Genomic DNA, 13,526 nt, shown 5'->3' with positions numbered 1-13,526 from the left:
GTCACGTTATGTTGCACTGCAATGGCGCGGTTCCTGCTGGCCGCGCCACACTCAATCCTCATTCGCCTTGAAGCGTCCGAGTCCCTTCAAGATGAAAGGCGCGACGAGTGCGATCAGCGCGACAACTAACAACGTCGCGGAGATCGGAGATTGCAGCAGGGTCATGGGGTCGCCGAGGCTGATCGCCAGCGCGCGGCGCAACTGGCTCTCGGCGATCGGGCCAAGGATCAGGCCGACGACGACGGGCGCGATCGGAAAATCGAAGCGGCGCATCAGGAAACCGAGCACGCCGAAGCCCGCCAGCATCGACAACTCCACCACCGACGGCTTGGCCGCGATTGTGCCCATGGTCGCGAACACGAGAATGCCGGCGTACAGCCAGGGCGTCGGGATCTTCAGCAGCCGCACCCACAGACCGACCAGCGGCAGGTTCAGCACCAGCAGCATCGTGTTGGCGATGAACAGGCTCGCGATCAGGCCCCAGACGAGATCGGGGCGTTCGGCGAACAGCAGCGGTCCCGGGTTGAGGCCATATTGCTGGAAGCCGGCGAGCATCATCGCCGCCGTCGCGGATGTCGGCAGGCCGAGCGTCAGCAATGGCACCAGCGTGCCGGCGGCGGAGGCGTTGTTCGCAGCCTCCGGACCAGCGACGCCCTCGATCGCGCCCTTGCCGAACTCATCAGGATATTTGGTCAAACGCCGCTCGGTCGAATACGACAGGAAGGTCGGAATTTCAGCCCCGCCGGCCGGCAGCGCCCCGATCGGGAAGCCGAACGCCGTGCCGCGCAGCCACGGCTTCCAGGAGCGCTTCCAGTCCTCACGCGTCATCCACAGCGATCCTTTGACGGCCTCGATCTTCTCCTCGGTGTGATGCCGCCGCGAAGCGACGTAGAGCGCCTCGCCGACCGCGAACAGGCCGACCGCCAAGGTCGTCACCTCGACGCCATCCAGCAGCTCGGGCACGCCGAAGGCGAGCCGCGCCTGTCCCGTCAGCTTGTCGATGCCGACGAGGCCAAGCGTCAGGCCGATGAACAGGCTGGTGAGGCCGCGGATCGGCGAGTCGCCGAACGTTGCGGAGACCGTGATGAAGGCGACGCACATCAGCGCGAAGTAATCCTCGGGGCCGAAGCGCACGGCGATGTCGACGAGATAGGGCGACAGGAAAGCCAAGCCGATGGTCGCGATCGTGCCCGCGACAAAGGAGCCGATCGCCGAGGTCGCCAGCGCCGGGCCGCCGCGACCCGCCTTGGCCATCTTGTTGCCCTCGAGCGCGGTCGCCATCGAGGCGCTCTCGCCGGGGGTGTTGATCAGGATCGCGGTGGTCGAGCCGCCATACATGCCGCCGTAATAGATGCCGGCGAACATGATCAGTGAACCGCCGGGATCGAGCTTGTAGGTGACCGGCAACAGCAGCGCGACGGTGAGCGCCGGGCCGATGCCCGGCAGCACGCCGACGGCGGTGCCGAGGAAGACGCCGATCAGCGCATAGAGCAGGTTCATGGGCTGGACGGCGATCGCCATCCCATGCGCGAGCGCGGCGAAGGTGTCCATCAGAGCAGTCTTTCGAGCGGACCGGCGGGGAGACTCAGGGTGAGCAGACGATCGAAAGCCATGTAGATCAAGGTCGTCAGCAGCGCGCCGATGACGAGATCAGTGATAAAGGCGCGGCGGCCGAACGCCGCCGATGTCGTGACGAACAGCGCCGTCGTGGCGAGGATGAAGCCGCCGCCGAAACCGATGATGGCAATCAGCAGAGCGAGACCGACGAGGATCAGCAGCACCGCGACCGGATCCGCGCTCTCGCGCGGCGGCAGTTTGCCCCTGATGGCGTCGATCAGATTGGCCAGCGCGAGAATGCCGAGCCCGATCGCGATCACGACCGGCATGACCTGCGGCCCCATGCCGTACATCGTCGTCGCCGGGATCTGGTTGGCGTCGTAGACCAGCACCAGCGCGACGGCGGCCAGCAAGGCCGCAATGACGATGCCGGCCTTGTCGATGCCGGCCTTGTCGATGCCAGCCTTTTCGATGCCAGACTTGTCGACACCTCGCGGGGACGTCTCCGTGCCGGCGCTGTCCGTCATGACTTGACGAGGCCGACCGACTTCAACACGTCGGTGACGCGGACGTTCTCCTTCTTCAGGAAGTCGGCGAAGGCGTCACCCGCGAGATAGGCGTCATCCCAGCCCTTCTGCTTCAGGATGTCCTTCCACGCATCCGACTTCACCATCTTCTCGACGGCCTCGCTCAGCGTCTTCTTCTGCTCCGGCGTGATACCGGGCGCCGCCACGACCGAGCGCCAATTGGCGAGCACGAGGTCGATGCCCTGCTCCTTGAAGGTCGGGATGTCGACGCCGGGAATGCGGTTCTCCGAGGACACGCCGATCGCGCGCAGCTTGCCGCTCTTGATCTGCCCGTCATATTCGGACAGGCCGGAAATGCCCGCGGTGACCTTGCCGCCGAGGATCGCGGCGAGAGACTCGCCGCCGCCGGAGAACGGGATGTAGTTCACCTTCTTCGCATCGGCCCCGACGGTGCCTGCAAACAAAGCCGCCATCACGTGATCGACGCCGCCGGCCGAACCGCCGGCAAAGGTCACCTTGGCGATGTCAGCCTTCAAGGCCGCCGCGAGGTCCTGCGCGGTCTTGATCGGCGAGTTCGCAGGCACGACGATGACCTGGATCTCCTCGGTCAGCCGCGCGATCGGCGTCACCTGCTCCAGGGTCACCGGCGACTTGTTCATGGCGAGCGCGCCGACCATGACGAAGCCGTTGACCATCAGCTGGTTGCCGTCACCCTTGGCGCCGTTGACGAACTGCGCGATGCCGACCGTGCCGCCCGCACCCGCCACATTGGTGACCTGCACACTGCGCGCCACGCCCGACGCGACGAAGGCCTGCTGCATCGCGCGCGCGGTCTGGTCCCAGCCGCCGCCGGGCGCCGCGGGCGCCATCACCTTGAGCTCGAGTTGCTGGGCGGAGACCGGCGCACCGGCAAGGGTCATCAGCGCGACGGCGGCGCCGAACAGGCGCGTACGGAACGATGTCAAAGCAGTCCTCCGGGATGGGCCGAACCAGCGGCTCGCGTTTCTTCTCTTGCCTCTCATGCGCGGCATATCAGCGGGAAAAGCCGCCCCTGTCCAGACAGGATCGGTCGTCGCGCACGTCGGCACCGGCTCACCCCGCCTGTGCGCCTGCAGCGAAGCGCACGTAGGGGCTGCCCTCGTGACGCTAGCCGCAGGTCCAGATCATGCCGATCGGCGTTCGCGTCCAGCACGGCCCGAAGCTGCCGCCATTGTATTGGCCGCGGTAGAAGCCGGGACGGCCGAAATAGTGCCACTCGCCGTTGTACAGCATGTATTTCGGCGTGCCGTCGATGTACCAGTTCCGGCGGCTGCCACGCGGCGGCCCGTTGCGCATCGCCTCCTTGTCTGCGTAGAGCGGGAGGCTGTTGTTGGGCGGCTGCCTGTAGCCGGGCAGGAAGCCATAGCCCTGCCAGCGCTGCGCCTTGCGCTTGTGCGACGGTGCGGCGAACGCGATCGCGGGCACCAGCAGCAGGAGCGTCGCGATCGCGAGGATGGAACGGTACGACATGGCGGCAGCCTGCTGGATGGTGTGTCTCAACTATTCGACGCGATCACGGCACGGCAATGGCCGTTGCGTCACCGAAGATTTCAATGATGACGCCGGTGCGCGCGACGCGGCGGACGCGGCGGCGGCGCGTAGAACGGATTGAGGTCGCACATTGCCGAGCGGCCGGAGGCCGTCGCGCGACATTGCGGCAACGACGTATAGCTGCAGTCGATCCACTCGCCGCCGCCGAACCGGCCGCCTTCATAGACCTTCATGCACACGGGATAGCGCGGATCGTACGCCTGGGCTTGTGCCGCGTCCGACACGGCGACCCCGACCATCAAACCCAGCGCGAGGACGCTCCAGTTCAGGACACGCATGCAGGATCTCCGGAATTCGGTCTCGCCGGCCCAAAGCCGATTCCCGAGACCAGACATTGCACCTGCTCTGTATCCCCAGGGCGTGGCCGTCGCAATGACGCCATTACAACAGGTCCGTCGGCTCTCCGCCGCGGAACCCCATCGCCAGCACGTAGCGTTCCGACGAATCCTGCCGGCTCGCGGCCGGCTTGACGTGACGCACGCTGGCGTAATCGCGCTTGAGCTGGGCCAGCAGCTCGGCATCGGCGCCGCTCTGGAACGTCTTGGCGAGGAAGCTGCCGCCGGGCTTGAGCACCTCGCCGGCGAAATGCGCGGCGAGTTCCACGAGGCCGACGATGCGCAGCTGGTCGGTCTTGCGATGGCCGGTGGTGTTGGCCGCCATGTCCGACATCACGACATCGGCGCGGCCGCCGATCATTTCACGCAGCTTCTCCGGGGCATCCTCGGCATGGAAGTCGAGCTGGGTGAAGGTGACGCCCGGGATCTCGCCCATCTCGAGGAGATCGATCGCGATCACCTTGCCCTTCCCCGCCTCGGCGCCGACCCGGCGCGCCGCGATCTGGCTCCAGCCGCCAGGTGCGGCGCCTAGATCGACCACGGTCATGCCGGGCTTGAGCATATGATACTTGTCGTCGATCTCGAGCAGCTTGTAAGTCGCGCGCGAGCGATAGCCGTCGCGCTTGGCCTGCGCGACATAGGGATCGTTGAGCTGGCGCTCCAGCCAGAGTTTCGAGGACAGCTTGCGCTTGCCCCCGGTCTTGACCTGCACATGCATGCGGCCGGTGGTGTCTTTTGCCATCTTGATCTCGGAAGTCATTCCGGGACCGCCCGTCAGGGCGGGACCCGGAATCCAGAAGTTGTGTTACGGGAGCGAGATTCCGGGTTCGCGACAGACGCAAACAGCTTCGCTGTTTCCGTCCGGCCCGCCCCGGAATGACGTCGTCAAACCTTTGCTACGCCGTCCGCAGCGCGCCGTCCTCGCGCATCATCTCGACCAACATGCCTTCACGCAAACCGCGGTCGGCGACGCGCAGCCGCGGCAGCGGGAAGGATTGCCGGATGGCGTCGAGGATGGCGCAGCCGGCCAGCACGAGATCGGCGCGGTCGATGCTGATGCAGTTGTTCTCGGCGCGCTCCTGGTAGCTCATCGCCAGCAGCTTGCCGATCGTCGCCGTGATGTCGGCATCATTGATCCAGATGCCGTCGACCCGACGGCGATCGTAGCGCGCGAGATTGAGATGAATGCCCGCGAGCGTCGTCACCGTGCCGGAGGTGCCGAGCAGATGCATGCCGTCGAGATCGCCGCCATTCTCGGCTGCAAAAGGGCCGACATGCTCGGCCACGGCCTCGACCATGGCGGCATAGATCTCCGGCGTCACGTCGCGGCCGCCGAACCGCTCGGCCAGGGTGACCACGCCCAGCGGGATCGACATCCAGGCCTTGATCCGTGGTTCCGCATTCCGGTCCGCCGGATCACGCTCGATCCGCACCAGCTCGCTGGACCCCCCGCCGATGTCGAACAGGATCGCGCCGCGCCCGCCGGGGTCGAGCAGCGGCGCGCAGCCCTTAACCGCCAGCGCCGCCTCGGTCTCTCGGTCGATGACCTCGAGCTCGATGCCGGTTTCCGCTGCCACCCGGGTCCGGAACCCCTCGGCGTTGGCCGCCGCGCGGCAGGCCTCGGTCGCGATCAGGCGCAGCCGCCGCGCCTTCTTCGACTGGATCTTGTCCCGGCAGATGGAGAGCGCCGCGATGGCCCGGTCCATCGCCGCGTCGCTGATGCAGCCGGTGGTCGAGATGCCCTCGCCCAGCCGGACAATGCGCGAGAACGAGTCGACCACGCGAAAACTGTCGCCTGAGGGACAGGCGATCAGGAGCCGGCAATTGTTGGTTCCGAGATCCAGGGCCGCGTACACGCTGCTGCCGTTGCTGGCGCAGGCCGGTGTCGCGACGTCCAGACCCGGATGCAAGCCGGGCTCCAGGTTCCCGCGCGGCGTCGGACTCTCCCGCAGCCGCGTGTCATTGATCATTCAAATGTCTTTCCGCTGGCCGAGCCGGCCCAGATGGAAGTTCTCTTTGCCGAGACATTATCAGTGGAGTGCGCCGGCGCAACAGCCCCTCCGTCAGGCGTGATGCACCATTCCTAATCAACCGTTGTCCGGCCGCGGGCGCTGCACTATCTGGGAACAGCCCGTTTTGCGCTCCATCCAGCTCTCCGGATCCCCTTCCATGCAAGATCACACCGCCCCGGCCTCCCTCGAAAACGCGATTGCGCTGCAGAAATTCGGCGTCGGGCAGCCGGTCCGGCGCAAGGAGGACGACACGCTGGTGCGCGGGCACGGCAAATATACCGACGATTTCAACCTGCCCGGACAGGCGCATGCCTGGATCGTCCGCTCCAACCACGCTCACGGGATCATCAAGGGCATCGACACCACGGCTGCCAAGGCCATGCCGGGCGTGCTCGGCGTGTGGACCGGCGCGGACCTGGCCGCGGCCAATTATGGCCCGTTCACCTGCGGATTGCCGCTGAAGGGCCGGGACGGCTCGCCACTGCTGCAGACCAACCGCCCGGCGCTCGTCACCGACAAGGTGCGCTTCGTCGGCGACCCCATCGCGTTCGTGGTCGCGGAGACCGCCGCACAGGCCCGCGACGCGGCCGAGGCGGTCGAGGTCGATATCGAGCCACTCCCCGCGGTCACCAATGCCGAGGAAGCCACCCGGCCCGGCGCGCCGCAGCTCTACGACCACATCCCGAACAATGTCGCGCTCGATTACCATTATGGCGACACCGCCAAGATCGACGAGGCGTTCGCCAAGGCAGCGCACATCACCAAGCTCGACATCGTCAACACCCGCGTCGCGGTGGTGTCGATGGAGCCGCGCGTGGCGCTCGCCGCGTTCGACGGCAAGAGCGAGCGCTTTACCCTGCAGGTGCCGACCCAGGGCGTGTCCGGCAACAAGGCGACGCTGGCCAAGATCCTCAACGTCGCGCCGGAGAAGGTCCGCATCCTGACAACGAACGTCGGCGGCTCCTTCGGGATGAAGAACGTCTCCTATCCCGAGTACATCTGCATCTTGCACGCCGCGAGGGAGCTGAAACGTCCGGTGAAGTGGCGCGACGAGCGCACCACCGCCTTCCTGTCCGACAGCCAGGGCCGCGACCAGATCATCCATGGCGAGCTCGCCCTCGACGCCGACGGCAAGTTCCTCGCCGTGAGACTCTCCGGCTACGGCAATCTCGGCGCCTACATCATGGGCGTCGCGCCGCTGCCGCTGTCGCTCAACACCGGCAAGAACCTCGCCAGCGTCTACAAGACGCCGCTGCTCGGCGTCGACATCAAGACGGTGCTGACCAACGTCACGCTCATGGGCGCCTATCGCGGCGCCGGCCGGCCCGAGGCGAACTACTTCATGGAGCGGCTGATCGACACCGCCGCGCGCGAGATGGGCATCGACCGCCTCACCATCCGCAAGCGCAACTTCATCAAGCCGAGCCAGATGCCGTTCCCGGCGGCCTCCGGCGTGACCTATGATTCCGGCGATTTCGCCGCCGTGTTCGAGAAGGCGCTGCAGGTCTCCGACTATGCCGGCTTCGCCAGGCGCAAGCGCGAGAGCCGCAAGGCCGGCAAGCTGCGCGGCATCGCCGTCGGCTCCTATCTGGAGGTCACCGCTCCGCCGAGCGGAGAGCTCGGCAAGATCACCTTCGATGCCGATGGCGGCGTGACGCTCACCACCGGCACGCTGGATTACGGCCAGGGCCATGCGACGCCGTTCTCGCAGGTGTTGTCGGAGCAGTTGGGCGTGCCGTTCGAAAAGATCCGGCTGGAGCAGAGCGACTCCGATCTCGTGCGCTTCGGCAACGGCACCGGCGGCTCGCGCTCGATCACCGCGACGGGACAAGCCATCGTCGAGTCGTCGCAGCTCGTGATTGCCAAGGGCAAGCAGGCAGCGGCGCATCTGCTGGAGGCGTCAGAGGCCGACATCGAGTTCGCGGGCGGCCAGTTCACCATCGCCGGCACCGACCGCAGCATCGACATCATGGAGCTGGCGCAGCGCCTGCGCGAGGGCAAGATGCCCGACGGCGTGCCGGCCTCGCTCGACGTCGACCACAATTCGACGGCGACGGAGTCGACCTTCCCGAACGGCTGCCATGTCTGCGAGGTCGAGATCGAGCCGGACACCGGCGTGGCGCACATCGTCGGCTACACCGCGATCAACGATTTCGGCACCGTGATCAACCCGATGATCGTCGCCGGCCAGTTGCATGGCGGCGTTGCGCAAGGCATCGGCCAAGCGATGATGGAGCACCTGCGCTACGACGAAAGCGGCCAGCCGATCACGGGCTCACTGATGGATTACGCCCTGCCGCGCGCCTCCGACGTGCCGATGATGACGGTCGACAACCATCCGGTGCCGGCGAAGAGCAATCCGCTGGGCACCAAGGGCTGCGGCGAAGCCGGCTGCGCAGGGTCGATGGCATCAGTCATCAACGCAGTGATCGACGCGCTGTCGGACTACGGCGTGAAGCATTTGGACATGCCGCTGACGGCCGAAAAGATCTGGCGCGCGATCCAGGACGGCAAGGCGAAAACGGCGGCGTGAGCAAGGTTGCCGCTTCGATGGCGGCCTATACGGCCGCCATCGATCAACGTCCGACTAAGTTCGAGGCCCACTCTCTCCCTCGTCATGGCCGGGCTTGACCCGGCCATCCACGAGCCGAGGGCGACGCACGACATGGATGCCCGGGCCTTCGCCGCGCAGGCGGGACAATCCCGGGCATGATGATTGATTGCCGGAAGACGGCGTCATTGCGAGCGTAGCGAAGCAATCCAGAGTCCCGCCCACCACCCTGGATTGCTTCGCTACGCTCGTAATGACGGAGTATGAGGCAAGCAGCCCGCCTCGACCTCTGCTGTCATCGTCTGCGAAAGCGGACGATCCAGTACGCCGTGGCAGTCGTGATTGAACCGAGAGGCCGCGGCGTGCTGGATGCCCCGCCGGAGCCTGTCCTCGGGCTCGCCGAAGGCGAGACCCGTGGGCGGCGGGCATGACAGTTGTGGTTGGAGAAGCCGCCTGCCCATTCTCTCCATCCGCTACGCCGCCGCCTCCGCCCGCGGCTGATAGATCGCGACATGGTGGCAATGCGCCAGCGGCCGCGTGCCGTTCGCGACCACCAGCGCGTCGATCTCGACGAAGCGGTGGCCCTTCTTCTCGTAGTTGGCAACCACCCTTCCCCGCGCCGTGATCTCGTCAGTTTCGGCGATCACCGACAACAGCTGCATCCGGCTGCCGACGTGAATCCACGGGCCGAGCACGACATTGTCGACCAGCAGCCGGTTCATCACCCGCTGCAGCATGCCGGGATGGCCGAGCCGCTCGCTGGCATAGATCGGATCGCGCTCGCGGATTTCGTCGAGATACATCGTGGCCGCCGGTCCCGGCCAGGCGCGCGGCGCTGTTCCCAGCCAGCTGCCGACCGCGAAGGACTCCGCACTGACGGGAGGCCGCACGGCCGCTGGCGGAACGTCGCGATACTCAGCCAAGACGACCTGCGGCGCTGACGCGGGCAGCGACGCGGAACCGGTGGCGCAGAGCTGGCCCTGGCTCGTCACCTCGAGCGCGAGGCCATCGGCCACCCCGCTCGCCGTGACTTCGGCCATCTCGCCGTCATAGACCGGCTTGATGAACCGCGCCTCGATGAACCCGCGTTCCAGGAACGCCAGCCCCCAGCGCGCGACCGGCTGGTGCAGCATATAGGCCAGCACCTCGACACCCGGCACGAGACCGCCGGCGAAGCCGAAGCGGCGGGCCACGCTGTCGTCGTGCATCTTGTTTTCGGACTGCTTGGCCGTGTTGAACGCCTCGACCGCGTATGGCGCGATTTCGCCGGACATGCTTGCCTCCCTTTGACCCTTTTGGGCGATGGTAACGGCCCGAAAGCCCCTGGCAAGCTCAGCCTTTGGCTCGCAATTCCCGGCGCGATGGAGTACCAACCGGCCATCCCGAATGAAGGCCCGATGACGCTCCAAACCGCCCCGATCACCATCTATGTCGATGCCGACGCCTGCCCGGTGAAGGACGAGATCTATCGCGTCGCGATCCGGCACGGCCTGCCGGTGATCGTCGTCGCCGGCGGCTTCATCCGCGTGCCCGACGATCCCCTGATCACGCGCATCGCCGCCGGCAGCGGCATGGATGCCGCCGACGACTGGATCGCCGAGCGCACCACCGCCGACGACATCGTCATCACCGCGGACATTCCGCTGGCGAGCCGCTGCGTCAAGGCGGGCAGCGCCGTGATCGCACCGAACGGCAAGCCGTTCACCGAGGAGTCGATCGGCATGACCTTGGCGGTGCGCAATCTGATGACCGATCTGCGCTCGTCCGGCGAGGTCACCGGCGGCCCGCGCTCGTTCACGCCGCGCGACCGCTCGACCTTCCTCTCCACCCTCGACACCACGATCCGCCGCGTGCAGCGCCAACGCGCCGCGCGGGTCCAGCAACAGAGCTAAGCGACATGGCGCCGCCACTCATTCAACTCAAAGACATCCGCCTGACCTTCGGCGGCACCGCCCTGCTGCAGGGCGTTGAACTGTCGGTTTCGCCCGGCGAGCGCGTCTGCCTGATCGGCCGCAACGGCTCAGGAAAGTCGACGCTGCTGAAGATCGCCGCGGGTCTGGTCGATTGCGACAGCGGCACGCGCTTCGTGCAGCCCGGCGCCACCGTGCGCTATCTGCCGCAGGAACCGGATTTCTCGGGCCATGCGACGACGCTGTCCTATGTCGAAGCCGGGCTCGGGCCGGGTGACGATCACTATCAGGCGCGCTACCTCGTCGAGCAGCTCGGACTGACCGGCGAAGAGGATCCCGCGCATGTCTCCGGCGGCGAGGCCCGCCGCGCGGCGCTGGCGCGCGTGCTCGCGCCAAATCCCGACATCCTGCTCTTGGACGAGCCGACCAACCATCTCGATCTCACCACCATCGAGTGGCTGGAGAACGAGCTCGACGGCCGCCGCTGCGCGCTGGTGCTGATCAGCCACGACCGCCGCTTCCTCACCAACCTGTCGCGCGCCACCGCCTGGCTCGACCGCGGTCAGATCAAGCAGATCGACCGCGGCTTTGCAGCGTTCGAGGCGTGGCGTGACGAAGTCCTGGCCGAGGAAGAACGCGAGCAGCACAAGCTCGACCGCAAGATCGTCAATGAGGAGCACTGGCTGCGCTACGGCGTCTCCGGCCGGCGCAAGCGCAACGTCAAGCGGCTCGCCAACCTCCACGCGCTGCGCCAGCAGCGCCGCGACTATCGCGGCACGGCAGGCAGCGCCAATCTCGCCGCCGCAGAGGCCGACAAGTCCGGCAAGCTGGTGATCGAGGCCAAGGGCGCGTCGAAATCCTACGGTGACCGCAAGATCGTCGACAATTTCTCCATCCGCATCCAGCGCGGCGACCGCATCGGCATCGTCGGCCCCAACGGCGCCGGCAAGACCACGCTGGTCAACCTGCTCACCGGCGGCAGCGAGCCGGACAGCGGCACCGTCCGGCTCGGCGTCAATCTGGAGATGGCGACGCTCGACCAGCACCGCGAGAGCCTCGATCCGCGCACGACGCTCGCGGAGGCGCTGACCGGCGGCCGCGGCGATCACGTCATGGTGGCCGGCAAGCCGAAGCATGTCGTCGGCTACATGGAGGACTTTCTGTTCTCGCGCGAGCAGATGCGCACGCCGCTCGAAGTGCTCTCCGGCGGCGAGCGCGGCCGGCTGATGCTGGCGCGCGCTTTGGCCAAGCCGTCGAACCTCCTGGTGCTGGACGAGCCGACCAACGATCTCGACCTGGAAACGTTGGACGTGCTCGAGGACATGCTTGGTGACTACGAGGGCACGGTCATCCTGATCAGCCACGACCGCGACTTCCTCGATCGCGTCGTCACCTCGGTGATCGTGCCCGAGGGCAACGGTAAATGGCAGGAATATGCCGGCGGCTATAGCGACATGCTGGTCCAGCGCGGCGCGGACCTGAAGCGCGAGCATGCGAAAGCGGCTGAGGAGAAGAAAGAGACGAAGCCGGCCGCTAGCGCGCCGACGAGCGCGCCAAAGCGCAAGCTCTCCTTCAATGAGAAGCACGCGCTGGAAACCTTGCCGAAGACGATCGCCAAGTTGCAGGCCGAAATTGCCAAGCAGCAGGCCGTGCTCGCCGACCCCGCGCTCTACGCCAAGGACCGCAAGAAATTCGACGCGGCCTCCCTCGCCATCGCCACCGCGCAAGCCGAGCTCACCGCCGCCGAAGACCGCTGGCTGGAGCTCGAAGTGCTGCGCGAGGAGATCGAGGGCGCGTAAGGTTCATCAATGAACTCCGTCATTGCGAGCGAAGTGAAGCAATCCAGGGCTGCAGTCGGGACTCTGGATTGCTTCGTCGCTTCGCTCCTCGCAATGACGGCAACATGGAGCAAAATGACATGACCACCCCGCTCGCCGCCAAGATCGCCCGGGAGTACGGCACGCCCTGCGCCGTCATCGACATGGACAAGGTCGAGCGCAACATCGCGCGCATCCAGGCGCAATGCGCTGCCGCCGGCGTCGCCAACCGGCCGCACATCAAGACGCACAAGAGCCCGGCGCTGGCGAAGCTGCAGATCGAGGCCGGCGCGCAAGGCATCACCTGCCAGAAGATCGGCGAAGCCGAGATCATGGCGGACGCGGGCATCAGCAACATCCTGATCAGCTACAACCTGATCGGCGAGGAGAAGATGGCGCGTCTCGCCGCGCTGCAAGCCAAGGCCGACATGACCGTCGCCGCCGACAATTCGACCGTGATCGCCGGCCTGCCGCAGGCCGCGAAGCAATCCGGCCGCACGCTTTCGGTCGTCGTCGAATGCGATACGGGCCGCAAGCGCGCCGGCGTCGAGACGCCGGCCGAGGCGATCCAGCTGGCGCGCCAGATCAAGGCGAGCGAAGGCCTGCGCTTCGCCGGCTTCATGCTGTATCCGACGGAGAGCGGCTGGGACGACGCACAACGCTTCTACGATGAGGCGCTGGCCGGCGTCCGCGCCGAGGGGCTGGAGGCCAGCATCGTCTCGACCGGCGGCTCGCCGAACCTCAAGAATCTCGGCAAGCTCAAGGGCGCCACCGAGCACCGCCCCGGCACCTACATCTACAACGACCGCATGCAGGTCGCCGCCGGCGTGGCCACGTGGGACGACTGCGCGCTGCACATCTACTCCACCGTCGTCAGCCGCGCCGCGCCCGAGCGCGGCATCCTCGATGCCGGCTCAAAGACACTGACCACCGACACCGGCGGCCTTGACGGCCACGGCCTGATCCTGGAACACCCGGAAGCCAAGATCGCCCGCTTCGCCGAGGAGCACGGCTTCCTCGACCTCTCCCGCAGCAATACCCGCCCGAACGTCGGCGACGTCGTCCGCATCGTCCCCAACCACGTCTGCGTCGTCGTCAACATGATGGACGAGGTGGTGATGGTGCGCGGCGAGGAGATTTTAGGCACGCTGCCGGTCGCGGCGCGGGGGAAGCTGCGTTAAGCGATGCTCTCTCCACTCGTCATTCCGGGGCAGCCGCGCCAGCGGC

General features: G+C 66.7%; 12 protein-coding genes. 4 read left to right on the top strand and 8 right to left on the bottom strand.

Annotation, left to right across the window (positions count from 1 at the left end; all coding sequences use genetic code 11):
• Window positions 1-51 precede the first annotated feature (51 nt).
• The 7 genes from ACQR1Y_RS13955 to ACQR1Y_RS13925 form a co-directional block, all read right to left on the bottom strand.
• A complete protein-coding gene (locus tag ACQR1Y_RS13955; protein ID WP_434876843.1) occupies window positions 52-1,551 on the bottom strand; it encodes a tripartite tricarboxylate transporter permease in 1,500 nt (499 codons plus the stop codon).
• Complete coding sequence (locus tag ACQR1Y_RS13950; protein ID WP_434876842.1) at window positions 1,551-2,084, bottom strand: tripartite tricarboxylate transporter TctB family protein; 534 nt, start codon at window positions 2,082-2,084, stop codon at window positions 1,551-1,553. Before ACQR1Y_RS13950 ends, ACQR1Y_RS13955 begins: the two co-directional genes overlap by 1 nt.
• Window positions 2,081-3,004, bottom strand: coding sequence for a Bug family tripartite tricarboxylate transporter substrate binding protein (locus ACQR1Y_RS13945; protein ID WP_434857805.1), 924 nt, complete (start codon window positions 3,002-3,004; stop codon window positions 2,081-2,083). Before ACQR1Y_RS13945 ends, ACQR1Y_RS13950 begins: the two co-directional genes overlap by 4 nt.
• Window positions 3,005-3,230: 226 nt before the next feature.
• Window positions 3,231-3,593 carry a hypothetical protein gene (locus ACQR1Y_RS13940; protein ID WP_434876841.1) on the bottom strand — a complete coding sequence of 121 codons (363 nt, stop codon included), beginning with the start codon at window positions 3,591-3,593 and terminating at the stop codon, window positions 3,231-3,233.
• 80 nt (window positions 3,594-3,673) lie between these two features.
• A complete protein-coding gene (locus ACQR1Y_RS13935; protein ID WP_434857495.1) occupies window positions 3,674-3,952 on the bottom strand; it encodes a DUF3551 domain-containing protein in 279 nt (92 codons plus the stop codon).
• A gap of 103 nt (window positions 3,953-4,055) precedes the next feature.
• The gene (locus ACQR1Y_RS13930) at window positions 4,056-4,751 is read right to left on the bottom strand and encodes an RlmE family RNA methyltransferase (protein ID WP_434876840.1); all 696 of its coding nucleotides are present in this window, start codon (window positions 4,749-4,751) and stop codon (window positions 4,056-4,058) included.
• Window positions 4,752-4,905: 154 nt separating this feature from the next.
• Window positions 4,906-5,979, bottom strand: a complete 1,074-nt coding sequence (locus tag ACQR1Y_RS13925; RefSeq protein WP_434876839.1) for a Ppx/GppA phosphatase family protein — start codon at window positions 5,977-5,979, stop codon at window positions 4,906-4,908.
• Window positions 5,980-6,178: 199 nt separating this feature from the next.
• Here ACQR1Y_RS13925 and ACQR1Y_RS13920 point away from each other — a divergent pair, with 199 nt between their 5' ends.
• On the top strand, window positions 6,179-8,554 hold the full coding sequence (locus ACQR1Y_RS13920) for a xanthine dehydrogenase family protein molybdopterin-binding subunit (protein ID WP_434876838.1): 2,376 nt from the start codon (window positions 6,179-6,181) through the stop codon (window positions 8,552-8,554).
• Window positions 8,555-9,045: 491 nt separating this feature from the next.
• On the opposite strand, the gene ACQR1Y_RS13915 is transcribed toward ACQR1Y_RS13920, so the two are convergent.
• Window positions 9,046-9,846 (bottom strand): hypothetical protein, encoded by an 801-nt coding sequence (locus ACQR1Y_RS13915; RefSeq protein ID WP_434876837.1) that lies wholly within the window; start codon window positions 9,844-9,846, stop codon window positions 9,046-9,048.
• A 123-nt stretch (window positions 9,847-9,969) separates the two neighbouring features.
• On the opposite strand from ACQR1Y_RS13915, the gene ACQR1Y_RS13910 reads away from it, so the two are divergent.
• The 3 genes from ACQR1Y_RS13910 (at window position 9,970) to ACQR1Y_RS13900 (ending at window position 13,480) form a co-directional block, all read left to right on the top strand.
• The gene (locus ACQR1Y_RS13910) at window positions 9,970-10,464 is read left to right on the top strand and encodes a YaiI/YqxD family protein (protein WP_434876836.1); all 495 of its coding nucleotides are present in this window, start codon (window positions 9,970-9,972) and stop codon (window positions 10,462-10,464) included.
• Window positions 10,465-10,469: 5 nt separating this feature from the next.
• A complete protein-coding gene (locus ACQR1Y_RS13905) occupies window positions 10,470-12,281 on the top strand; it encodes an ABC-F family ATP-binding cassette domain-containing protein (RefSeq protein WP_434876835.1) in 1,812 nt (603 codons plus the stop codon).
• A 119-nt stretch (window positions 12,282-12,400) separates the two neighbouring features.
• A complete protein-coding gene (locus ACQR1Y_RS13900) occupies window positions 12,401-13,480 on the top strand; it encodes a D-TA family PLP-dependent enzyme (RefSeq protein WP_434876834.1) in 1,080 nt (359 codons plus the stop codon).
• Window positions 13,481-13,526 lie beyond the last annotated feature (46 nt).

It is taken from the genome of Bradyrhizobium sp. HKCCYLRH3099 (assembly GCF_051167855.1).
Taxonomy (GTDB): Bacteria; Pseudomonadota; Alphaproteobacteria; order Rhizobiales; family Xanthobacteraceae; genus Bradyrhizobium.
The sequence above is the reverse complement of the archived record's forward strand: the minus strand, read 5'-3'. Positions and strand labels throughout refer to the sequence as shown.

Bases quoted from the DNA above. Each gene is read 5' to 3' on its own strand.
- ACQR1Y_RS13955 (WP_434876843.1), bottom strand. From the start codon at position 1,551: ATGGACACCTTCGCCGCGCTCGCGCATGGGATGGCGATCGCCGTCCAG.
- ACQR1Y_RS13950 (WP_434876842.1), bottom strand. From the start codon at position 2,084: ATGACGGACAGCGCCGGCACGGAGACGTCCCCGCGAGGTGTCGACAAG.
- ACQR1Y_RS13945 (WP_434857805.1), bottom strand. From the start codon at position 3,004: ATGACCCTTGCCGGTGCGCCGGTCTCCGCCCAGCAACTCGAGCTCAAG.
- ACQR1Y_RS13940 (WP_434876841.1), bottom strand. From the start codon at position 3,593: ATGTCGTACCGTTCCATCCTCGCGATCGCGACGCTCCTGCTGCTGGTG.
- ACQR1Y_RS13935 (WP_434857495.1), bottom strand. From the start codon at position 3,952: ATGCGTGTCCTGAACTGGAGCGTCCTCGCGCTGGGTTTGATGGTCGGG.
- ACQR1Y_RS13930 (WP_434876840.1), bottom strand. From the start codon at position 4,751: ATGGCAAAAGACACCACCGGCCGCATGCATGTGCAGGTCAAGACCGGG.
- ACQR1Y_RS13925 (WP_434876839.1), bottom strand. From the start codon at position 5,979: ATGATCAATGACACGCGGCTGCGGGAGAGTCCGACGCCGCGCGGGAAC.
- ACQR1Y_RS13920 (WP_434876838.1), top strand. From the start codon at position 6,179: ATGCAAGATCACACCGCCCCGGCCTCCCTCGAAAACGCGATTGCGCTG.
- ACQR1Y_RS13915 (WP_434876837.1), bottom strand. From the start codon at position 9,846: ATGTCCGGCGAAATCGCGCCATACGCGGTCGAGGCGTTCAACACGGCC.
- ACQR1Y_RS13910 (WP_434876836.1), top strand. From the start codon at position 9,970: ATGACGCTCCAAACCGCCCCGATCACCATCTATGTCGATGCCGACGCC.
- ACQR1Y_RS13905 (WP_434876835.1), top strand. From the start codon at position 10,470: ATGGCGCCGCCACTCATTCAACTCAAAGACATCCGCCTGACCTTCGGC.
- ACQR1Y_RS13900 (WP_434876834.1), top strand. From the start codon at position 12,401: ATGACCACCCCGCTCGCCGCCAAGATCGCCCGGGAGTACGGCACGCCC.